This is a genomic window from Flavobacterium sp. XGLA_31, from assembly GCF_051547105.1.
In the GTDB taxonomy this organism is placed as follows: domain Bacteria; phylum Bacteroidota; class Bacteroidia; order Flavobacteriales; family Flavobacteriaceae; genus Flavobacterium.
On sequence record NZ_JBPTTM010000001.1, the window covers coordinates 769,953 to 792,509 of the forward strand.

The following is a 22,557-nucleotide window of genomic DNA, read 5'->3' on the forward strand; positions in this document are numbered from 1 at the left end:
GCATATTTTTACGTTATACTAGGTATGCTTAAAAAACTTTTTTTACTGTTCGTTTTGGTCGGATTTTCCAAGCTTTCAGCTCAGGAAGTCAAAACCTTATACAACAGTAAAAAAATTTCCGTTTCCCAAGACTCAATAGAAATTGAAAAAGTAAGCATCAGTCCAAGCTTTTTTAAATTACTAAAAGCGGATGGTACTGTTGTTGACAGTTCTTTTTATAAAGTTGATTTCAAAAAAGGAAAACTTATTTTCAGAAAGGACTTTACGTCAAATGACAGCATCACAGTCCGCTACTTCAGTTATCCGAAACAACTCACCAAAACATACAGTATTTATGACCAGGACCGGGTTGTGGCCAACGACGCAAACCTTTACAAAGTCAATCGTACAGTAAAAAAATTCATCCCGTTTGACGGATTAACAACCTCAGGAAGTATCACACGCGGGGTAACCATCGGCAACAATCAAAATGCTTCGGTAACTTCTAACCTTGATTTACAAATCACCGGAAAAATATCTGATAAAGTTTCGCTTCGTGCCTCCATACAGGATTCGAATATTCCCTTGCAGGAAGGGGGTTATTCTCAGAAACTGGATGAATTTGACCAAATTTTTATCGAGTTGTTTACCGATAAATGGAGTATTCGTGCCGGCGATTTATTTTTGGAAAACCGGCAATCCAGGTTTTTGAATTTCAACAAAAAAGTACAAGGGCTTTCGACACATTTCACGTTTGGCGGAGAAGAAAACAAAACGGATATTTTTGCAGCCGGAGCCTTGGTTCGTGGGCAATACGCAAAGAGTTCGTTTACCGGTCAGGAAGGCAATCAGGGTCCTTATAAACTCCGTGGCAATAACGGTGAATTGTATGTTTTGGTTATTTCCGGTTCAGAAAAAGTATATGTAAACGGAATTTTGCGCAAGCGAGGGGAAAACAACGATTATGTGATTGATTACAATGCCGGAGAGATTACTTTTACTTCTCTGTTTCCCATTACGTCCGAAATGCGGATTGTGATTGAATACCAATATTCGGATAGAAATTATACCCGTTTTGTGACTTATGCCGGAGCCAATCATGAGGCTAAGACATGGAGTTTGGGTGGGTATTTGTATTCTGAAAATGATGTCAAAAACCAACCGCTGCAACAAAATTTATCTGCTGAACAAGTAGCCATTTTGGCTAATGCAGGGGATAATACTAATCTTATGACTGCACCTTCTGCCTATTTGGATACGTATTCAGAAAATAAAGTCCTGTATAAGAAGGTTGTTGTTAACGGTGTCGAAACCTTTGAATATTCGAACAATCCGAATGACGAACTGTACAATGTGAAGTTTACCTTTGTTGGTCTGAATCAGGGAAGTTATATTTTGACCAATTCTAGCGCGGTTGGTAAAATTTACCAATATGTTGGATTGTCCAGTACGGTTCCCAATCACAATTACGAACCAATCGTCCGATTGGTGGCGCCCACCAAAATACAAATTGCTACGGTTTTGGGAAAATACAATCCCAGCGAGAAAACGAATATTGATTTTGAAGTGGGGGTGAGTAATAACGATTTGAATTTATTTTCCCCTATAGATGACAGCAACAATAAAGGTACGGCCGGAAAACTGAATTTTAAACAAAGAATTTTTACTAAAAAATGGCAAGTGGATGCTTTTGGCAATTACCAATTTGTCCAAAAAGATTTCCGAACCATTGAGCGGTTGTTCAATATTGAGTTTAACCGCGACTGGAATCTGACCACTTTTGAAGGCAATCAGAGTTTGCTTATTAATGGAATCGATTTTAGTTTGCCCGAAAAAGGAAAGCTGACCTACCAATTTGAAAAGCTTGATTTTTCGAAAAGTTTTTCAGGAAGCCGGCATATCGTCAACGGATCTTTCCGTCTTAACCATTGGAATCTTCAGGAATACGGGAGTTATCTGAAAAGCGATGGCGACTACGCCAGCTCTACGTTTATTCGAAATCAATCCCAAGCGCGTTATCATTTCGCTAAAAATTGGATTGGTGGTAGTTTGCGTTTGGAAAACAACAAAGAAAAACTTGCTGCTACCCAACAGCTGTCTGCCTTAAGCCAGCGGTTTACCGAATATGGCGCGTTTGTCGGTCGGGGAGACAGCACCAAAGTTTTTGTGGAATTGGGCTATTTACAACGTGTCAATGACAGTTTACAAAACGGGTTTTTGAAGAAAGTCAATACCTCTCAGTCCTATTATTTAAAATCAAAATTAGTGCAGACCAATAAAAGCGATTTGTCGTTATTTGTGAATTACCGAAACCTGAAATATGCGGATAATGCCCGTCCCAATGAACCTTCGCTTAATTCGCGCCTGTTGTATAATGACCAGTATTTTAAGCAATTCATGCAAGTCACCACCGCGTATGAAACAACTTCGGGAACGATTGCGCAACAGGAGTTTACCTATTTGGAAGTGCAGCCCGGGCAAGGGGTTTACACTTGGAACGACTACAATGGGAACGGAATTCAGGAATTACAGGAGTTTGAAGTAGCACCCTTCCCGGATTTAGCCAAATACATTCGGGTGTTTTTGCCCAATCAGGTTTTTATAAAAACGCATCAGAATAAATTTTCTCAAGCATTGACATTGAATCCGTCTATCTGGCAAAATGAATCCGGCTTCAAGAAGTTGGCCTCTCATTTTTACAACCAGACATCCTATTTGATTGAACGGAAAATCCAACGCAAGGGTGATAATTTTGACCTGAATCCTTTTTCTGCCTCTAACGAAGATTTACTGGGTTTGAATACAAGTTTCCGAAACAGTTTGTTTTACAATCGGGGTAAGCAAAGGCACTCGATGACTTACACGTTTACGCAGAACCAAGTGAAAAGCCTGCTTTCGGTAGGGTCGCAGCAGAGCAAAAATAATTCACATCAGTTGCAATATGCTCATTTGGTGCAAAAAACCTGGTTGTTCTCATTGGCGTCTAAAACAGTCTTTACTTCTCTGCATTCCGAAAACTATTCAAGCAAAAATTTTGAAGTCAAGGCCTATGAAATCAATCCCAAGATTTCGTATTTGTTCAATAAAAATGCCAGCTGGGATATTTTTTACGAATATCAAAACAAAAAAAATGATTTGGGAGATTCCGAAAAACTCCTGCAAAATCGATTCGGAACTTCATTTTCTTATGCCAGTGAAAAAAAGCTTACCATGAATGGGGAATTTTCTTTGTATCAAAATAAGTTTGTTGGTGATGCTCAGTCTCCTGTGGCTTTCCAAATGTTAGAAGGACTTCAGCCCGGAAAAAATATGACCTGGCGCTTGCTTATTCAAAAGAATCTTACGGAGTTTTTGGATATTAATATCAACTATCAAGGCAGAAAAACCGAAACAAGCCAAACCATTCATACTGGTAATGTGCAATTGAGAGCGTACTTTTAATAGTTTTCAACACCAACCTATTTGTTTTTTCTTTACTTTTATGTCTATAATCCACTAAATAAAACGTCATGAAGAAACTATTTTTATTGTGTTTTCTCTTGGTTTTCATAGCTAATACAAACGCACAGGAAACCAAAGCCGAAAAAGCAAAAGCCAAAACAGAAAAAGCTGCAAAAAAGAAAAAAGAAGAGGCTAAAGAGGTAAAAGAAAAGGCCGAGAAAAAAGCCAAAAAAGAAGAAAAAGAAACCAAAGAAAAAGCAACTAAACTTAAAAAAGACGGTACGCCTGACAAACGTTTCAAAGATGCAGATGCTGGAGTGCCTTTAAAAAAAGACGGAACACCTGACAAGCGTTTTAAAAATGCAGACAAAGGGGATAATGCATCGGCCAGAGGAGAAGCAAAATCTGCTGAAGGAAAAGCCAAAGCGGCTGCCAATAAAACGGAAGCCAAAGTAAAAAAAGAAGCTAAAGAAAGAGTTTCTAACGAGAAAGCACCAAGAACACCGGACAAAGTAACCGGAGAGTATAAAGGTAAAAAAGTGTTTACCGGGCCAAGAGGAGGAAGATACTATATTAACTCTAATGGTAATAAAACCTATATTTCGGATGACAAATAAGAAATAATGTAACACTTTTCAAAGAGCGGTTTTTTCAAAGGAAAAGCCGCTCTTTTTTTAGGCTGAAAACGGCATTTTCAGAAGGCGTAAAATGTTAAAATTTAGCTATCAGTAAATTCCTAACAGCCTCTATTTTAGGGCTTTTTTTGATTTTTAATTTTTGTAAATAGCTGATAATCATTAAAATAAAAAATTTCAAAAACGCTGCTTAAATCCGTTCATTTGTTAAAAACTAGAGCGTATTGTGAATAAGTTTGACTTTCATTTTACGTTTGGTTTGACAATCTTTGTAACTGACAGATTTCATTAAAAAATCGCCCAAAACATCAAAAAAAATCAAAATGGCTGCTATCGAACCAATTTTAAGAGAAAACAAAGATCGCTTCGTAATATTCCCAATCAAACATCAGGATATTTGGGAATGGTATAAGAAAATGGAAGCCAGTTTTTGGACTGCCGAAGAAATTGATTTGCACCAGGATTTATCCGACTGGAACAACAAACTGAATAACGATGAAAAATATTTCATCAAACACATTCTGGCCTTTTTTGCTGCCTCTGACGGAATTGTGAATGAAAATTTGGCTGAAAACTTTGTCAACGAAGTGCAATACCCGGAAGCCAAATTTTTCTACGGATTCCAAATTATGATGGAAAATATTCATAGTGAAACCTATTCCCTTTTGATTGATACCTATGTAAAAGACGAAGCTGAAAAAAATCAGTTATTCCACGCCATTGAAGTGTTTCCGGCCATTAAGAAAAAAGCGGACTGGGCATTGAAGTGGATTGCTTCTGAATCCTTTGCCGAAAGATTAATCGCTTTCGCTGCCGTAGAAGGAATCTTCTTCTCGGGAGCTTTCTGTTCTATTTACTGGTTGAAAAAACGCGGTTTGATGCCGGGATTGACATTTTCTAATGAATTAATCTCTCGCGATGAGGGAGTTCACTGCGATTTTGCAGTGCACTTGCACAACCACCACTTGATACACAAAGTATCAAAATCAAGAATTACCGAAATTATTACCGATGCCCTAAACATTGAACGTGAGTTCATTACCGAATCACTTCCGGTGAGCCTCATTGGAATGAATGCCACGTTAATGACACAATATTTAGAGTTTGTTGCCGACCGATTATTGGTGGAATTGGGTTGCAAACGAGTGTACAACTCGAGCAATCCGTTCGATTTCATGGACATGATTTCGTTGCAGGGGAAAACCAATTTCTTCGAAAAACGCGTGGCCGAATACCAAAAAGCCGGGGTAATGAATACCGATTCCGAAGCCGGAAAAATAAGTTTCGACGCCGATTTCTAGGAGCGAAAAGCTCGGGCATTACAGGAAACCATTTTCCTGCTGTACATTACAATCTGTCATTGCGAGCCAAGCTCACAATAACAGGATTTTCATTTCCATCAGGGCTGGGAAGTAAAGCATAGTCCTAAAAACAAACAAACCATTACAAATAACCCAAAAACAGTGAAGGGATTTACTGTTTTTACAAAACCTGACAAGCTATGTATGTAGTAAAAAGAGACGGCCACAAAGAGCCCGTAATGTTCGACAAAATCACGGACAGAATCAAAAAATTATGTTACGGATTAAATGATTTGGTAGACGCTGTAAAAGTAACCATGCGTGTCATCGAAGGATTGTACGACGGTGTAACCACTTCAGAATTGGATAACTTAGCTGCGGAAACGGCCGCTTCTATGACAATCGCACACCCGGATTACGCTCAATTGGCAGCTCGTATTGCTATTTCTAACTTACATAAAAACACCAACAAATCCTTCTCGGAAACCATGAAAGAAATGTACTTTTATGTAAATCCGAGAACCAACCAAAAAGCACCTTTGCTTTCGGAAGAAGTTTACAATGTAATTCAGGCCAATGCAGAGTTTTTAAACTCACACATCATCTATACCCGCGATTTCAGTTACGACTACTTTGGGTTCAAAACCTTAGAGCGTTCTTATTTGTTGAAAATCAACGGGAAAATAGTAGAACGCCCACAACATATGTTGATGCGTGTGGCCGTGGGGATTCACTTAAACGATATGGAAGCCGTAATTGAAACCTACGAGTTGATGTCGAAAAAGTTCTTTACGCACGCTACACCAACACTTTTCAACGCCGGAACACCAAAACCGCAAATGTCGTCTTGTTTCCTTCTAACGATGAAAGACGACAGTATTGACGGAATTTATGATACACTAAAACAAACAGCCAAAATCTCGCAATCGGCGGGAGGAATCGGTTTATCTATCCACAACGTGAGAGCGACAGGGTCTTACATCCGCGGCACCAACGGAACCTCGAACGGTATCGTACCAATGTTGCGTGTGTTTAATGACACCGCTCGTTATGTAGACCAAGGAGGCGGAAAACGCAAAGGAAGTTTCGCTATTTACCTGGAGACCTGGCATGCCGATATTTTCGAATTCCTGGATTTGAAAAAGAATACCGGTAAAGAGGAAATGCGTGCACGTGATTTGTTCTTTGCCATGTGGACCTCCGATTTATTCATGAAACGTGTAGAAGAAGACAGTCACTGGACCCTAATGTGTCCGAATGAATGTCCGGGCTTGTGTGATGTGTACGGAGAAGAGTTTGAAGCGTTATACAAATCTTACGAAGATCAGGGTAAAGGAAGAAAAACCATTAAAGCCCGTGAACTTTGGGAGAAAATCCTAGAGTCGCAAATCGAAACCGGAACGCCATACATGTTGTACAAAGACGCGGCCAACCGTAAATCCAATCAAAAGAATTTGGGAACGATTCGTTCATCAAACCTTTGTACCGAAATCATGGAATACACCGCGCCTGATGAAATTGCCGTGTGTAATTTGGCCTCTATTTCGTTACCGATGTTTGTGGAAAACGGCGAATTCAATCACCAGTTACTCTACAACGTAACCAAACGCGTTACCAAAAACTTAAACAAAGTAATCGACCGCAACTACTATCCGGTTCCGGAAGCGGAAAATTCTAATATGCGTCACCGTCCGGTAGGATTGGGCGTGCAGGGATTGGCCGATGCGTTTATCTTATTGCGCATGCCGTTCACCAGCGACGAAGCCAAACAATTGAATCAGGAAATATTCGAAACCATGTATTTTGCGGCGGTAACGGCTTCTATGGAAGCGGCCAAAGAAGAAGGACCGTATTCTACGTTCAAAGGCTCGCCAATTTCAGAAGGATTGTTCCAACACAACCTTTGGAATATCAAAGACGAGGAACTTTCAGGCAGATGGGATTGGGCAGGCTTGCGCAAAGAAGTGATGGAGCACGGAGTGAGAAACTCTCTCTTGATGGCACCAATGCCAACCGCTTCGACTTCTCAAATTTTGGGGAATAACGAAGCTTTTGAACCATACACGTCTAACATTTATACGCGTCGTGTGTTGTCAGGAGAATTTATCGTGGTGAACAAGCATTTGTTAAATGACTTGGTAGAAAGAGGTCTTTGGAATGAAGACTTAAAACAGGAAATCATGCGTCACAACGGTTCGGTACAACATATTGACCGTATTCCGCAGGATTTGAAAGAATTATACAAAACGGTTTGGGAGATGTCAATGAAAGACATTATCGATATGTCGCGTCACAGAGGGTATTTCATTGATCAATCACAATCGTTGAACTTGTTCATGCAGGATGCTAACTATGCCAAATTAACGTCGATGCATTTCTACGCTTGGAAAAGCGGCTTAAAAACCGGAATGTATTACCTGAGAACCAAAGCTGCGGTAGACGCCATCAAGTTCACCTTGAACAATGATAAAAAAGCAGAACCCACAGTACAAGTACCAGAACCGGTAGCCGTTGAGGTAGTGGCACCGGTAGAAAACGGCGAAATGACCGCCGAAGATTTTGCCGCTATGGTAGAACGCGCCCGCAATGCGGCCGGCACAGGAGGAGATGATTGCGAAATGTGCGGATCTTAATGAAAAACTATTCTGTAGTTACAATGTAAAAGCATTGATTTCTGATGTTTTTTACATTGTAACTATAGTATAAAAATAAAGCACTCAAAAGAGTGCTATAATTACTGAAGAAGTTTCGAAGTTGGTCTCATTAGCCAATCTAGATTGTGGTGTTAAAACCAAGCTTCTTTAAAAACAAAGAACTAAGTCAAGCCAAATGTATAGCTGATGAAAGTTAAATTAAGATTGATTTCATAAATCAAATTCTTAAACAAACCTTTCTTTGTTTATTAACCCTCAATGTTCCCGCATTGGGGGTTATTTTTTTACAAATATAAAATATTTTTAATATCAGGAACTTTAAAAAGAAGTAATTTTATACCTTAAAATTGTTAATATTTACAATCTGAAAATAGATGGTAGTTTAGACAAAAATCCATATATAAATTAATATAGAATGTCAAAAGAAAAAAAAGGAGTTTACACCGGAATCATTGAAAAAGACAAAGACGGCAATTATTTCTGCGGAGAATATTTGTTGGATTATAAATACACAGAAGCCAATTTCAAAATAGGCGACGAAATCAACATCAAATCGGTGATTGCCAACCCAAGCGATAAGAGTTACAATGTATACCCGAAGAAATCACGTAATTTCTTTTTGGCTAACGACAAAGAGTAAGGCCATGGAAAACCATTATGAAAAGCAATTTTTAGTAACCGATGATTTGTTGGCTTCGAACCAACAACGATTTGCTAACTATCTTATAGATTACGCTGTGCAAGTAGTATTTGGACTAGTATTAGGGATTGGCTTGGGTATTGTTTTAACCTTCTTTGGCTACTCAAATGCATCTGATTTTTTTGAAAAAATGACCAAAGTGCAAGAGTACATCTTTGGGATTGTTATTGCCTTGCTTTACTATAATCTCACCGAGATTTTCATGGCTCGAAGTATCGCTAAGTTTATCACAAGAACTCTGGTAGTGATGGAAGACGGCTCAAAACCCGACTACAGAACCATATTAATGAGAACCATCTGCCGCATTATTCCCTTCAATCAATTGTCGTTTTTGGGAACACCTTGTCGCGGTTGGCACGACAGTCTCTCTAAAACCTATGTGGTTAAAAAGAACTTGTTTGAAGAAAAGCGCGATCTTTTTTACTCTTTTGAAGAAATAGGCAAAACAGGCGAATGATGATAAGACTGGTGCGGACTTCTTCAGATAATAACGATTTTAACCATTTAGTTGCCCAACTCGATGCTTACCTGAGAATTCTGGATGGAGAAGACCATGTTTTTTACGCCCAATTCAACAAATCGGCTTTGCTGAAAAACGCCTTGATTGCGTATGATGACCAAAAGGCGGTAGGCATAGGGGCGTACAAAGAATATGACTCCAATACCGTCGAAATCAAGCGCATGTACACTTTGCCCGAATACCGGGGAAAAGGCATCGCTAAAACAATACTCACCTCGTTAGAGCACTGGGCCCAAGAAGAGGACTACGCCATTTCCATTCTCGAAACAGGGTCTATGCAGACGGATGCCATTGGGTTGTACCAAAAATTGGGTTATGAAATCACCGAAAATTTTGAACCCTATGTAGGTGTGGCCAACAGTGTTTGCCTCAAAAAGAAGTTAAAATAGATTATATTTGAGTTTTTAAAACCTGACTTACCAATTCCTAAATCCTGAAATTTAAATGACCTGGGAACAACTTTTATCTCTGAAACGCCAAGGCGACACCAGCAAAAGACTACGTATTGAACAAGATGATACCCGTTTGGGTTTTGAAGTAGATTATGACCGAATTATCTTTTCTTCAGCCTTTCGCAGTTTACAAGATAAAACTCAGGTGATTCCGCTATCAAAAACCGATTTTGTGCACACGAGACTGACCCACAGTTTAGAAGTTTCGGTAGTAGGCCGCTCCATCGGAAGATTAGTAGGAAAAAAAATCATCGAAAAGTACCCGCATCTGAAGGAAGTTCACGGCTATCACATGAATGATTTCGGAGCCATAGTAGCCGCAGCCGCTTTAGCCCATGACATTGGGAATCCTCCCTTTGGACATTCCGGAGAGAAAGCAATTGGCGAGTATTTCTCGATTGGAAAAGGACAAAAGTATAAAGACCAACTCACGCCTAAGCAATGGCAGGATTTAGTCGATTTTGAAGGAAATGCAAATGGTTTTTCAGTACTCACGAGTTCGCGTCCGGGTATTGAGGGCAGTTTGCGGTTGTCTTATGCAACGCTGGGTGCCTTTACCAAATATCCGAAAGAAAGTCTGCCTAAAAAGCCCACCAAAAACATCTCAGATAAAAAATACGGGTTCTTCCAATCCGATAAGGAATTCTTCAAAGAAGTAGCCGAAGAACTGGGGATGATTTCAAACAAAACCGGAAACGACATAGGCTACGAACGCCATCCGTTGGCCTTTTTAGTGGAAGCGGCAGACGACATTTGTTACACGATTATTGATTTTGAAGACGGCATCAATCTGGGCTTGGTTTCTGAAGATTTTGCGTTAGAATATTTAATCAAATTGGTGAAAGATACCATTGACACTGCCAAATATCAGACCTTAACCACTAAAGAAGACCGCATCAGTTACCTCCGTGCCTTGGCCATTGGTAATTTAATTAACGATGCTGTTCGGGTGTTTATTGAAAACGAAGAAGCTATTTTGAAAGGACAATTCCATTTTGCCCTGACCGATAAAAGCAAGTACAAAGCGCAAATGGATGACATCATCAATCTGAGTGTCAAGAAAATTTACCAAAGCCGCGAAGTCATCGAGAAAGAACTTTCAGGCTACCAGATTATCAATAATTTATTGGATAAATTCATCACCGCCTACAACAATACGCATGAAGGGAAGGCCACAAACTACGATAAATTATTGATGAAAATACTTCCCGAAAAGCACCATTTGGAAAAAGAAACCCTCTACGACAGGCTATTGCATATTTGCCATTTCATCTCCATGTTGACCGATGGTAAGGCGGTACAATTGAATCAAATCGTGACGGCTTAATCGTTAATTTATTTTGCTTTTTGTATTTCGAGCAAAATCTCGTTTCGTATTTTCAATATCCTGTTTTCTTCCTGTAACTGAGCGATTAAATCATCCTTTTCTTTTAGGATAGCATCAGTATTGGGTTGGTTTTTGGTAAAATGCTGCGGCAGCTTATCGGCCATATCACTAAAGAAATTATGCTTTAAAGCGTGACATATTTCTGCCAGGACTGCTGTTTGCATAGTGCCTTTTTGCTTGTATTGCTTCACTGATAGCGGAATTCTTCCAATCAATTTTCCTAATTCGGGATTTGAAATATGTTTCTCTTTAGTAACCTTAGTGAGCAAAACTCCTGTGTGAATGTTGTTTATTCCTATTCTCATAACAGCTAAATTTACGTTAGACACTCTAAATCAGTTATTAAAAGTATAAAAAAATTAATTAAAAGTATAATATAGCTTATTAAAACTATATATATAATTACTAGTAGTACCACTTTAGTTATTAAAAGTATAGTTGAATTTGTTATAAGTAAATTTGTAGGTGGTAAACGTAAAAAAGAAGGTAGTAAAAGTATCTTATCAGATATTAAAAGTAATTACCAAGGAGAATAAAGTCTTATTCATCATCTTCCTCTTCTTCGATGATACCCGAGAAGAGTGTTTTCAATCCATCCACGTCAATGTTGCATAATTGTTGCAATTCGTCAACAGTGCCATGCTCAATAAAATAGTCGGGCACCCCGCAAAGAAAAATCTCATTGACATAATCGTTTTTAGCCGAAAACTCTAATACAGCACTCCCAAAACCTCCCGTGGTAACACCTTCTTCCACGGTGATAATAGTGGAGAATTTGTTGCAGATTTTGTGCAATTTCTTGTCGTCTAAAGGTTTGATAAAGCCAAAATGATAATGGGCAAAATACTCCGAATCTTTGATTTCCTCTAAAGCAGTGGTGACATTGTGCGCTATAGTACCGGTGGATAAAACAGCTACTTTTTTTCCTTTTTTCAGCTTTTGAGCCTTACCGATTTCTATTTTTTCAAAACCATTCGGGAATTTCCACTCCGGGTTTTTCCCTCTGCCTCTGGGATAACGAATGGCAATCGGGTGTTTCAATCCCAATGAAGCCGTGTAGAGGATGTTTTGCAAATCGGTTTCATCTTTTGGTGCATAAATCATCATGTTCGGAATGCAACGCAGGTAAGCAATATCAAAAACACCATGATGCGTGGCACCGTCTTCGCCAACCAATCCGGCACGATCCAAACAGAAGATCACCGGCAGGTTCTGCAACGCCACATCGTGTATGACCTGGTCATACGCGCGTTGTAAAAAGGTAGAATAAATGTTGCAAAAAACCACCATGCCTTGTGTGGCCATTCCGGCAGAAAGCGTAACCGCATGTTGCTCGGCAATTCCCACATCAAAAGCCCTTTCCGGGAAAGCCTCCATCATGAATTTCATGGAACTTCCGGAGGGCATAGCCGGGGTAATGCCAATAATTTTCGGATTGTTTTTGGCTAATTCCACCAAGGTCAGTCCGAAAACATCCTGAAACTTAGGAGGCAGATTTTCAGTAGCCGTTTTGTGGATTTTTCCGGTCACCGCATCAAATTTTCCGGGCGCATGGTATTTTACCTGGTCTTCTTCGGCTTGTTGTAAACCTTTACCTTTGGTCGTAATGATATGGAGGAATTTGGGTCCTTTTACTTTTTTGAGTCGTTCCAATTCTTGGATTAATGCAGGCAGGTCATGACCGTCTATTGGTCCTGAATAATCAAAGTTCAGCGACTTAATCATGTTATTCTGCTTCGGGTTTTTGCCCTCTTTTACGGCGGTGAGGTAGTTTTTCAAAGCGCCCACGCTGGGATCAATCCCAATGGCATTATCGTTTAAAATCACCAATAAATCAGCGGTAGTAACCCCTGCATGATTCAATCCCTCAAAAGCCATTCCGCTGGCAATAGAAGCATCGCCAATAACAGCAATATGATGTTTGTTTTCGCCTTTAAGCTGTGAGGCAATAGCCATACCCAAAGCGGCCGAGATGGAGGTAGAGGAGTGTCCGACCCCAAAAGTATCGTACACGCTCTCGCTACGTTTCGGGAAACCGGAAATGCCGCCCAATTGACGATTCGTGTCAAACTTTTTGCGTCTCTCCGTCAGAATTTTGTGTCCGTAAGCCTGATGACCTACATCCCAAACCAACAAATCATTCGGGGTGTCATAAACATAATGCAACGCAATAGTCAGTTCGACTACGCCTAAACTGGCTCCCAAATGACCTTCCTTAACCGATACGATATCGATAATGAAATCGCGCAACTCTTTGGCCAATTGAGGCAATTGGGCGACATCTAATTTTCTTAAATCGGTTGGATTGGTGATATGTTCGAGCAATTTTTTCGGCATACCGCAAATGTACGAATTGAAATTGTATTTTTGTTTCATGGAAAATCCTTTCACCGACGAGTATTTTATGAAAAAAGCTTTGCAGGAAGCCGAAGCGGCTTTTGAAAAAGGGGAAATTCCGGTGGGCGCTGTCATTGTGATTGATAACAAAGTCATTGCCCGTACACACAACCTTACCGAAATGCTCAATGACGTCACCGCTCATGCCGAAATGCAGGCCATCACATCAGCGGCTAATTTTATCGGAGGGAAATACCTCAAAGGCTGTACACTCTATGTGACCTTAGAACCGTGTCAAATGTGTGCCGGCGCCTTGTACTGGAGCCAGATTTCCAAAGTGGTTTTTGGTGCTTCCGATGAACAACGAGGGTATGAAAATTTGGGCACCAAACTGCATCCCAAGACCGAAGTGGTGCGCGGGGTTTTGGCAAAAGAAGCTTCTGATTTAATGCTTCGGTTTTTTGCTTCTAAAAGGAAATGAAAATGCCCCATATTTAAAGGGGCTTTTTTAATTACTCTTTTATGAATTTAGCACTCGAAGTTCCTTTATCACTAATAACCTTAATCAGGTAACTTCCTGTTTTCAGATTGGAAACATCAAGAGTTTCACTCGGGTTGGTGTGTACTTCCATCAATTGCCCAAGCATGTTATAGATGCTTACAGAGCGAATGGTCAGGCTTTGTTTTGAGCGAATGGTCAGTTCATTTTTAGCCGGCACCGGCGATAAAGTAAACGCACTGCCAAAATCAAAATCAGGATTTCCCAAAGGTTCATATACCGTAGTAGTATATGTATTGGTCGTAATCGGGAAATTGTAATCAAAATAAATAGTGGCAGCATTGCTAAAGGTATCGCCGGGCACTAGTGTTGACTTTGTTTTAATTTTAAAGGCCACATAACCGTCATTATTGGCATCATCAAACGGCAGTTGAATATTTTCAAAAATAAATTCCACTTTGTTGGACGTAATTCTCGTCACAAAGTTGGCGCTGCCACTCAACGGAGTTAAGCTGCTTAGAACAAATTTTGTCGTGTCAATCACATCTTTTACTACGATGTTCTCGGCATTAGCTGTTCCGGTATTTTCAAACCGAATCATATAATGCACATAATCACCCACAATACTTGGGCTAATGGTGGTACCCTCAATACAGGTTTTATCATTGGGATCAAAAGAATTCATGACCGTTTGGTTTAATGTAGCGCTGTTGTTATTCGGAGTTTCATCGGTTGCCCCAGTAACACTGGCAACATAATTCAGAATATCGTCACCGTTAACGGCAGGAGTTTCCATGGGAGAATTTACGTTCATCACCACAGTAATTTCCCTGGTTTCAAAAGGCAGTAAATCCACAAAACTCCAACTCAAGGTATTGGTTGACTGACTGGAGGAATTAGGATTAGCAGAAACAAAATCCACTAATGAATCATTATAGGTCAACGAAATTGTTCCGCTCTGTACTGTAGTCCCGGGGTTTTTATAAATGATTTTATACTCCGAATCAAACCCGGGGCGGGCAGCATTGGTTGGAAACAAGGATACTTCTAAATCGTTATGAATGTCATTGGCAACCACACAAAAATCCTGAACCGAAGGGCTGCTGGTAGCAGGGAAGGTTACGGTAGCACTGGTCGGGTTGGCGGTATACAGTAACGGATTTTCAAAAACAGGCGTAATCGTATAGGTGCCGTCCTGCACATTATAATGGTACGACCCGTCATTTCCGGCGACCAAAGTAGTAGTCGAAGAACCGTTGAATATACTGTATTTCATGTTTGGAATAAGCCCGTCACTGCTGTCACAGCCATTATTATTACTATCAAAAGTGTTGGTTCCCTGAAGAGTGTAAAAAGTCCCACCCGGATTAAAACTGCAATAGGTGTTGACATGACAGTTAGTATAGCCGTAGTAATTAATTGCACTTTGCACAAGACTCAAATCACTCTCACGGGCACATACATATTCCAGTACCGGGCAGTTTGAAAAATCACAGTCTTGATGAAAGTTAAATCCACTTGCTTGAAAAGAATAATGGATAAACTCTTTAAGGTTCAAGTATGTAAGATTAGGATTGTTTTTGGATATAAAATGTCCGAGCAAATGGTTTGGGGCTGTTAAGGTCACAAACTGGTTTCCGCTTAAGTCAAAACTGGGTTCTGCCGGAGTTGTAGGGCTGGGGTAATTTGGAAATACAATCGAGGTGAGTTGGTTATCCATCAAAAAACAGGTTACTAAAGCGGGACATGCTGATAAATCAATACTTGTCAAGTTATTTGAATTGCAATATAATAGCTCTAAATAAGGAAGCGGACCTTGTAGCGTAAGCGAAGAAATTTGATTGTTGTCAATGTATACATACCGTAACGCCGGGTTTGATAATGTTAGTGCCGTTAAGTTATTATTATAGTTCAAACTGAGCGATAATAGGTAATTTATCTCAGGAAAGTTGAATGCAGTTATGTTAGTATGGTCAGCACGGAAATCTATTAGATTGGTGAAATAACCAAGACCTGTCAAGTCACTGACGTTAGAGTTTGAGACGTTCAATCTTATTATCTCAAGTGCTTCACTCACTTCTATTTCGCCATCGTTGTTGGTGTCGATTTTTGCTTTACCTGACATATTCCATGCAATAGATTCTGTTGGGCTGGATGCCATGAGCCATGCTTTGAAATTAGGATCCGGGAAATCAATAATCTGGGCAGAAGCCGTCAAGACAGAGAAAATCAAAAACAATAAGGAGTAGCTTTTTTTCATCAGGTTTAGTTATTTGATACTCAAAGGTATTAAAAAAACACTTTAGTTGGTTTTTCTTTCAAAAAGAATGCTCTGGCAAAAAGAAATAAAAAAACCGCCAGGCTTTCGCAAGGCGGTTTCTCTTTTATTCTTTAATCTCATTTCCTTCTTTGTCAAAGAAATGATACTCTAAATACGTGTAAGCGTCACGCGGTATGATTTTCACCCATTTTTTATGTTCAAAAAACCATTTTGAACGTATTGATGGAAAACCTTTTTTTAGGTAAGCTGCCACAAAAGGGTGAACATTCAATTTCACACCATTGTGGTCTTTAATAATCTTTTCAAGTGAAAAGCCAATCTTGTCAATAATTTGAATCGGAGCATCTACGTCTCCGGCCAAATTGTTCGGATTTTCTTCCCTTGTTTCTATATTTACCTCCGGACGAACCCTTTGACGGGTAATTTGAACAAGTCCAAATTTGCTCGGCGGCAATATCTTGTGTTTGGCTTTGTCATCGCTCATCTCTTCTCTCAAAAAGTTGAACAAAACCTGACGGTTGTCTGAATTTTGCATGTCGATAAAATCAACTACAATAATACCTCCCATATCTCGCAAACGCAATTGTCTGGCGATTTCGGCAGCGGCTATCATATTTACTTCCAGAGCTGTGTCTTCCTGGTTGGTGGCTTTATTGGAACGGTTTCCGCTGTTCACGTCAATAACGTGTAATGCTTCAGTGTGTTCAATAATCAAATAAGCCCCTTTACTCATCGAAACGGTGCGCCCGAAGGATGTTTTGATTTGTCGCTCAATATGGTATTTCTCAAATAAAGGTACGTCTTTCGACTGATAAAGCTTTACGATTTTTTGTTTGTCAGGTGCTATTTCGGCTAAATAGTCCTTGGTTTCTTGGTACAACTCTTCATCATCAATCTGGATACTGGTAAAAGTATCGTTGAACACGTCTCTGAGGATAGAAGAAGCTTTGTTAAGCTCTCCCAAAATCTTGGACGGATGATGAGCAGTTGGTAATTTTTTACACATTGCAGTCCATCTTGATAATAAGTTCTGCAAATCTTTTTCTAATTCGGCTATGCTTTTGCCTTCGGCTACTGTTCTCACAATAACCCCAAAACCTTTAGGTTTGATAGATTGTACCAGTTTCTTCAGTCGGTCTTTTTCTTGTTTGGATTCTATTTTTTGAGAAATAGAAACACGGTCTGAAAACGGAACCAATACCACAAATCGACCCGCGAAGGAAAGCTCTGAGCTTATTCGTGGCCCTTTGGTAGAGATGGGTTCCTTAACCACCTGTACTAATACCGATTGATTGGCGCTCAGTATATCTGAAATAGCACCGTTTTTATCAATCTCTTTTTCAAACTGAAAGTTTTTTAGGGAGAAATCTTTTAGTTTACCTGCGCTTACAAGTTTTATGAATTTCAAATAAGAAGCTAAGCTCGGTCCTAAATCGTGATAATGCAAAAAGGCATCTTTTTCAAAGCCTACATTTACAAAAGCAGCATTCAGACCGGCAACCGGCTTCCTGATTTTGGCAATAAAAATATCGCCCACCTGGAAGTTGTTTGTTTCTTCTTGTTTGTGTAATTCAATTAGTTTTCCATCTTTTAATAAGGCAAAATCTACAGCATTTTCACCACTTCTGATGATTAATTCTTTATTCATGTTGTAAATTTTTATCCGAACTATTTAGTTTCAGTTTTCAGTTTTCGGCTTTCAGTTTTTCAACTCAAAACACATAACTCATAACTCCTAACCGAATTGTAAGGATGGATTAAACATTTTAAACAGGTATGTTGTTACCCGGTGAAAAATAGTGTTCAGTCGGCAGTAACTGATTACTGACCGCTGATTACTATATTTCCATTTCAATGAACGTTTTTTAAAAAAAGAAAAGTAGTTTAGAACTACTTTTTCTTTTTGTGTCGGTTAGCTCTCGCTCTTTTTTTACGTTTGTGCGTCGCTACCTTATGTCTTTTTCTTTTTTTACCACTTGGCATAAGTTCGGTTTTTGTGATTAATAAATAAGTTTTATACAGCTACTTCAGTATTAGTTTTAACTGATTCTACGAATACCTTAGCAGGTTTGAATGCTGGAATGTTGTGAGCAGGAATCTTAATAGTTGTATTTTTAGAAATGTTTCTTCCTGTTTTTTCAGCTCTTGTTTTGATGATAAAACTACCAAAACCTCTTAAATAAACATTGTCTCCAGTTTCCAAAGAAGTTTTTACCTCTTCCATAAACGCTTCAACAGTGGCTTGAACATCTCCTTTTTCAAGACCTAATTTTTCTGAAATCTTCGCTACGATATCTGCTTTCGTCATTTTCTTTCGTATTTTAATATTATGTGTAATTTTTTTGAGGTTGCAAATATATGAATAATAAAAACAATATTTCAAGCATAATCAATTAAAATTTAATCACATAAAGATTTATTTTTGCTGCCCACATTTCAGCTATGATGTTTTCTAAATTATTAATTCAATGGTACTTACAAAATAAAAGGGATTTGCCTTGGCGCGATACGGCGAGTCCATATGTCATTTGGCTCTCAGAAATCATGCTGCAACAAACACGTGTGGCGCAGGGATTGCCTTATTTTTTGCGTTTTACCGAAGCATTCCCCACGGTTTTTGATTTGGCCAATGCCACTGAAGAGGAAGTGTTGAAGCTTTGGCAGGGATTGGGGTATTATTCCCGTGCTCGGAATCTGCATGGAACCGCTAAACAAATTGCTTTTGAATATAACGGTGAATTTCCCAAGACCTATAAAGAGTTGCTTCATCTGAAAGGTATAGGAGAATATACTGCTGCTGCTATTGCTTCTTTTGCTTATAACGAAAATGTTCCTGTAGTTGATGGAAATGTTTTTCGGGTTTTGTCACGCTATTTTGACGTGGATACTGATATTGCTTCGGCCGGTGCCAAAAAAGAATTTAAACAATTAGCAGCCGAATTATTGCCAAAAGGAAATGCAGGAGTCTTTAATCAAGCCATTATGGAGTTTGGCGCACTGCAATGTGTTCCCAAGAATCCGAATTGTCCGGAGTGCATCTTCAGTGGAAGTTGTTTGGCTCTGCAAAAGAAAAAAGTGACTGAGCTTCCGGTAAAATCGAAAAAGCTAAAAGTAAAATCACGGTATTTTCACTATTTGGTTTTTTCTGATGACAATGAAAATACGGTGATTCACAAACGGACTCAAAAAGGAATCTGGCACAACTTATATGAATTCCCCCTGCTTGAAACCGATACCCCGGAAACCGATACAGCCGTTTTGGAATTAATTCAAAGACAGTCCTTTGTTTCTAACAATATCCTGGAAATTCACTTATGCAATCCCGAGAGCCTCGTACACAAATTATCCCATCAGCACCTGAATATAAAATTTTGGAAAATCAAAGTAGCCGGCAAAATTAAAAACGGAAACAGTTGGGAATCAGTAAAAAAAATGCCTTTTCCCATCGTTATTTTTAATTTTATTGAAAAAGAAACCTTTTAGTTTTCAAAAAAAGTAGTAAATTTGAAGGACTCAAGGCGTAGCCGAATTGTATGGAGCGCAGCGGAATAAAACAAATGCATAAAAGATGAATGGGACTTTAAATAAAGTTATGCTGATTGGCCATCTTGGCGATGATGTCAAAATGCACTACTTTGAGGGAGGCAATTGTATCGGTCGTTTTCCTTTAGCGACTAATGAAGTGTATATCAACAAACAAACCAATGAGCGTATTGCTTCTACTGAATGGCATAATTTAGTAGTGAGAAATAAAGCAGCGGAAATCTGTGAAAAATATTTATCCAAAGGAGATAAAATATATATCGAAGGTCGAATTAAGTCTCGCCAGTGGCAGGCTGAGGACGGAACTACCAAATATACTACCGAAATTCAAGTCACAGAATTTACCTTTCTAACTACTAAAAAAGAAGTTGAAGGATTGAAAACTCCGCAACATCTGGAGCCTAAAGCTGCCGCAGAAGCACCCAATACCGCAAGTCCCGAAAACGATTTGCCGTTTTGATATTGTTTAACTAACCCTGAAGCCTTTGGACCCTGAGCCCAGTCTTACTTTTTTGGATACTATAGATACCAACCTGCTTTTTGGAAGTATCGGAATAGCCTTTTTTTTATTTGCTTCTGCCATGGTTTCGGCAGCCGAAGTAGCCCTTTTTTCGCTTAATGCAAAAGACTTAAAAATTTTGTTTGAAGAGGATGTTGCTAAGGCCAATGTTATTTCCAAACTATTGCAGCGCCCTAAAAAACTTTTGGCCACCATATTGATTGCCAATAATTTCAGCCACATAGGCGTGGTAATTATCTTCTCCTTTGTGGGGAATTCTCTTTTTGAAAGTATTGCTTCCCCTGTATTGAAATTCATTGTTGAGGTTTTGTTGGTAACGTTCCTCATTCTATTGTTCGGAGAAGTATTGCCTAAAGTGTATGCCAGCCGGAACAATGTTAAATTTTCCCGATTTATTGCCCACCCGATACTTGTTTTAGACAAATTGCTCTCGCCGATTAGCTTACCAATGCGTGCGGTGACCGTTTTTTTGCATGAAAAACTGGGGAAACAAAAAACCAATATTTCGGTGGACCAGTTGTCACAGGCCTTAGAATTAACCTCTACTGACGACACTTCTTGTGATGAGCAAAAAATTTTAGAAGGAATTGTATCTTTCGGAAATACTGATACCCGTCAGGTTATGAGTCCGAGAATTGATGTGTTTGCTTTGGAAATTGCAGAAACTTTTGCCGAAATTTACCCCAAAATTGTTGATAAAGGATATTCCAGAATTCCAGTGTATCGTGAGAATATAGATCAGATTGAAGGAATTTTGTTTGTGAAAGATTTGATTCCGCATATTCATAAAAAGGAATTTGATTGGAATAAACTGATTCGGGAACCGTTTTTTGTGCCCGAAAACAAGAAACTCGACGATTTGCTGAAAGATTTTCAGCGATTGAAAAGTCATTTAGCCGTTGTGGTGGATGAGTATGGAGGTACTTCCGGATTGGTTTCTTTAGAAGATGTGATAGAAGAAATTGTTGGGGATATTTCGGATGAGTTTGATGACGAGAATATCAATTTTTCTCAAATTGACGACAAGAATTTTCTTTTTGAAGGGAAGATTAACCTCAAAGATTTTTATCGTATTGTAGAGGTTGATGAAGCGACTTTTGAAGAAGGGAAAGGAGAGGCAGAAACTTTGGCCGGATTTATTTTGGAAATCTTAGGCAACTTTCCTAAAAAAGGACAAAAAATACATTTTTCGAATGTATATTTCACCGTTGAAGTAGTAGATAAAAAAAGAATAAAACAATTAAAAGTAACACTCGAATAATTATAATGATAAAAAAAACAATTGGTTTTTTCATGCTGCTGCTGGTCACTTTGACTGTAAGCTGTAAAAATGAAGTGCTGCCCAAACCTGCCGGTCAGTTGCGGTTGGATTATCCGGTAGCCAAGTATGCCTCGTTCAGTAATCACTGTCCGTTTAGTTTTGATATGAATGAAGAGGCCATTATCAAGGAAGATAAAAATTGCGGGTTTTCGATTCAGTATCCTAAAATGAAAGCTACAATTTACATCACTTATAAAACGGTGAACAAAAATATTGATGTCTTGCTGAGAGACGCTCAAAAGTTGACTTACGAACATGTCATCAAAGCAGATGATATTTTGGAACAACCCTTTATCAATAAGGACAGCAAAGTATACGGTATGTTTTATCGTGTAAGCGGAAATGCTGCTACGAATGCCCAGTTTTATGCTACCGACAGTGTGCAGCATTTTGTTACCGGTTCGGTTTATTTTTATGCCAAACCTAATTATGATTCTATAATGCCGGCAGCCAGCTACGTTAGAAACGATATGCAGCGGTTGATGGAAACATTGAAGTGGAAATAAAAAAAGGAACTCCGAGGAGTTCCTTTTTCGTTCTTATAAATGGGTTTAAATTTTTTCACCGGTCTTTACATCAGACACTTTATAGGTTTCGCCATCACCGGTTGACTCCACGGCTTGAACTAATTTTTCAGGAGTTAAAACGGCTCCGTCAAAATCAACAGTAGCTTGTTTTTTATCAAAATCAACGGTAGCTTTCTGCACACCTTTCATGTTGGATAATTTAGTTTCAATAGTTTTAGCACAACCGATAGCACAAGTCATTCCGTCAATTCTGAAACTGGCAGTTTCCGGTTTGGTTGCTACAGCTGTAGTTTTTGAAGCGGCATCAGTTGTTTCTTCTGAAGCTTTCGCAGTAGGTTGGCTTGCTGTATCTTTGCAACTCACAAATAAGGAAGCAGCAAGACCGAAAGCTAAAATTGATTTGGTGAAATTCATGATTTCTATATTTATTTAGATTAATATCGTATCGAATACCGGGTCA

19 protein-coding genes are annotated in these 22,557 nt (G+C 39.1%); 13 read left to right on the plus strand and 6 right to left on the minus strand.

Features of this window, described 5'->3' with window-relative positions:
* Positions 1-24: 24 nt before the first annotated feature.
* The 8 genes from ACSVH6_RS03385 to ACSVH6_RS03420 all read left to right on the plus strand — a co-directional run bounded on the left by ACSVH6_RS03385 (position 25) and on the right by ACSVH6_RS03420 (position 11,009).
* Positions 25-3,420, plus strand: a complete 3,396-nt coding sequence (locus tag ACSVH6_RS03385; RefSeq protein WP_438075543.1) for a hypothetical protein — start codon at positions 25-27, stop codon at positions 3,418-3,420.
* A 68-nt stretch (positions 3,421-3,488) separates the two neighbouring features.
* The gene (locus tag ACSVH6_RS03390; RefSeq protein WP_438075545.1) at positions 3,489-4,037 is read left to right on the plus strand and encodes a hypothetical protein; all 549 of its coding nucleotides are present in this window, start codon (positions 3,489-3,491) and stop codon (positions 4,035-4,037) included.
* 341 nt (positions 4,038-4,378) lie between these two features.
* Positions 4,379-5,356, plus strand: coding sequence for a ribonucleotide-diphosphate reductase subunit beta (locus ACSVH6_RS03395; RefSeq protein WP_438075547.1), 978 nt, complete (start codon positions 4,379-4,381; stop codon positions 5,354-5,356).
* A gap of 200 nt (positions 5,357-5,556) precedes the next feature.
* Entirely contained in the window at positions 5,557-7,989 is a 2,433-nt protein-coding gene (locus ACSVH6_RS03400) for a ribonucleoside-diphosphate reductase subunit alpha (RefSeq protein ID WP_438075549.1), read from the plus strand.
* Positions 7,990-8,425: 436 nt separating this feature from the next.
* Positions 8,426-8,650 (plus strand): hypothetical protein, encoded by a 225-nt coding sequence (locus ACSVH6_RS03405; RefSeq protein WP_438075551.1) that lies wholly within the window; start codon positions 8,426-8,428, stop codon positions 8,648-8,650.
* Positions 8,651-8,654: 4 nt separating this feature from the next.
* A complete protein-coding gene (locus ACSVH6_RS03410) occupies positions 8,655-9,167 on the plus strand; it encodes an RDD family protein (RefSeq protein WP_438075553.1) in 513 nt (170 codons plus the stop codon).
* Positions 9,164-9,619 carry a GNAT family N-acetyltransferase gene (locus ACSVH6_RS03415; protein WP_438075554.1) on the plus strand — a complete coding sequence of 152 codons (456 nt, stop codon included), beginning with the start codon at positions 9,164-9,166 and terminating at the stop codon, positions 9,617-9,619. Before ACSVH6_RS03410 ends, ACSVH6_RS03415 begins: the two co-directional genes overlap by 4 nt.
* Before the next feature lie 55 nt (positions 9,620-9,674).
* Positions 9,675-11,009 (plus strand): deoxyguanosinetriphosphate triphosphohydrolase, encoded by a 1,335-nt coding sequence (locus tag ACSVH6_RS03420; protein WP_438075555.1) that lies wholly within the window; start codon positions 9,675-9,677, stop codon positions 11,007-11,009.
* Positions 11,010-11,017: 8 nt separating this feature from the next.
* Here the strand turns inward: ACSVH6_RS03420 and ACSVH6_RS03425 are convergent, their stop codons facing one another.
* Together ACSVH6_RS03425 and ACSVH6_RS03430 are read right to left on the minus strand one after the other, a co-directional pair.
* Positions 11,018-11,374, minus strand: a complete 357-nt coding sequence (locus ACSVH6_RS03425) for a hypothetical protein (protein ID WP_438075557.1) — start codon at positions 11,372-11,374, stop codon at positions 11,018-11,020.
* A gap of 235 nt (positions 11,375-11,609) precedes the next feature.
* Positions 11,610-13,406 (minus strand): 1-deoxy-D-xylulose-5-phosphate synthase, encoded by a 1,797-nt coding sequence (locus ACSVH6_RS03430; RefSeq protein WP_438075778.1) that lies wholly within the window; start codon positions 13,404-13,406, stop codon positions 11,610-11,612.
* A 37-nt stretch (positions 13,407-13,443) separates the two neighbouring features.
* On the opposite strand from ACSVH6_RS03430, the gene ACSVH6_RS03435 reads away from it, so the two are divergent.
* Complete coding sequence (locus ACSVH6_RS03435) at positions 13,444-13,887, plus strand: nucleoside deaminase (protein WP_438075559.1); 444 nt, start codon at positions 13,444-13,446, stop codon at positions 13,885-13,887.
* Between the two features lie 31 nt (positions 13,888-13,918).
* Here the strand turns inward: ACSVH6_RS03435 and ACSVH6_RS03440 are convergent, their stop codons facing one another.
* From ACSVH6_RS03440 to ACSVH6_RS03450, 3 genes are all read right to left on the minus strand, one after another.
* Complete coding sequence (locus ACSVH6_RS03440) at positions 13,919-16,165, minus strand: DUF7619 domain-containing protein (protein ID WP_438075561.1); 2,247 nt, start codon at positions 16,163-16,165, stop codon at positions 13,919-13,921.
* A 124-nt stretch (positions 16,166-16,289) separates the two neighbouring features.
* A complete protein-coding gene (locus ACSVH6_RS03445; protein ID WP_438075563.1) occupies positions 16,290-17,834 on the minus strand; it encodes an Rne/Rng family ribonuclease in 1,545 nt (514 codons plus the stop codon).
* Between the two features lie 366 nt (positions 17,835-18,200).
* Entirely contained in the window at positions 18,201-18,512 is a 312-nt protein-coding gene (locus ACSVH6_RS03450; RefSeq protein WP_438075780.1) for an HU family DNA-binding protein, read from the minus strand.
* Between the two features lie 116 nt (positions 18,513-18,628).
* Between ACSVH6_RS03450 and mutY the strand changes: the two genes are divergently transcribed.
* The 4 genes from mutY (at position 18,629) to gldD (ending at position 22,076) form a co-directional block, all read left to right on the plus strand.
* A complete protein-coding gene (gene mutY, locus ACSVH6_RS03455) occupies positions 18,629-19,669 on the plus strand; it encodes an A/G-specific adenine glycosylase (protein ID WP_438075565.1) in 1,041 nt (346 codons plus the stop codon).
* A gap of 85 nt (positions 19,670-19,754) precedes the next feature.
* On the plus strand, positions 19,755-20,189 hold the full coding sequence (locus tag ACSVH6_RS03460) for a single-stranded DNA-binding protein (protein WP_438075567.1): 435 nt from the start codon (positions 19,755-19,757) through the stop codon (positions 20,187-20,189).
* 25 nt (positions 20,190-20,214) lie between these two features.
* Positions 20,215-21,510, plus strand: coding sequence for a gliding motility-associated protein GldE (locus tag ACSVH6_RS03465; RefSeq protein WP_438075569.1), 1,296 nt, complete (start codon positions 20,215-20,217; stop codon positions 21,508-21,510).
* A gap of 5 nt (positions 21,511-21,515) precedes the next feature.
* Entirely contained in the window at positions 21,516-22,076 is a 561-nt protein-coding gene (gldD, locus tag ACSVH6_RS03470) for a gliding motility lipoprotein GldD (protein ID WP_438075571.1), read from the plus strand.
* Between the two features lie 45 nt (positions 22,077-22,121).
* Here the strand turns inward: gldD and ACSVH6_RS03475 are convergent, their stop codons facing one another.
* Positions 22,122-22,511, minus strand: coding sequence for a heavy-metal-associated domain-containing protein (locus ACSVH6_RS03475; protein WP_438075573.1), 390 nt, complete (start codon positions 22,509-22,511; stop codon positions 22,122-22,124).
* Positions 22,512-22,557 lie beyond the last annotated feature (46 nt).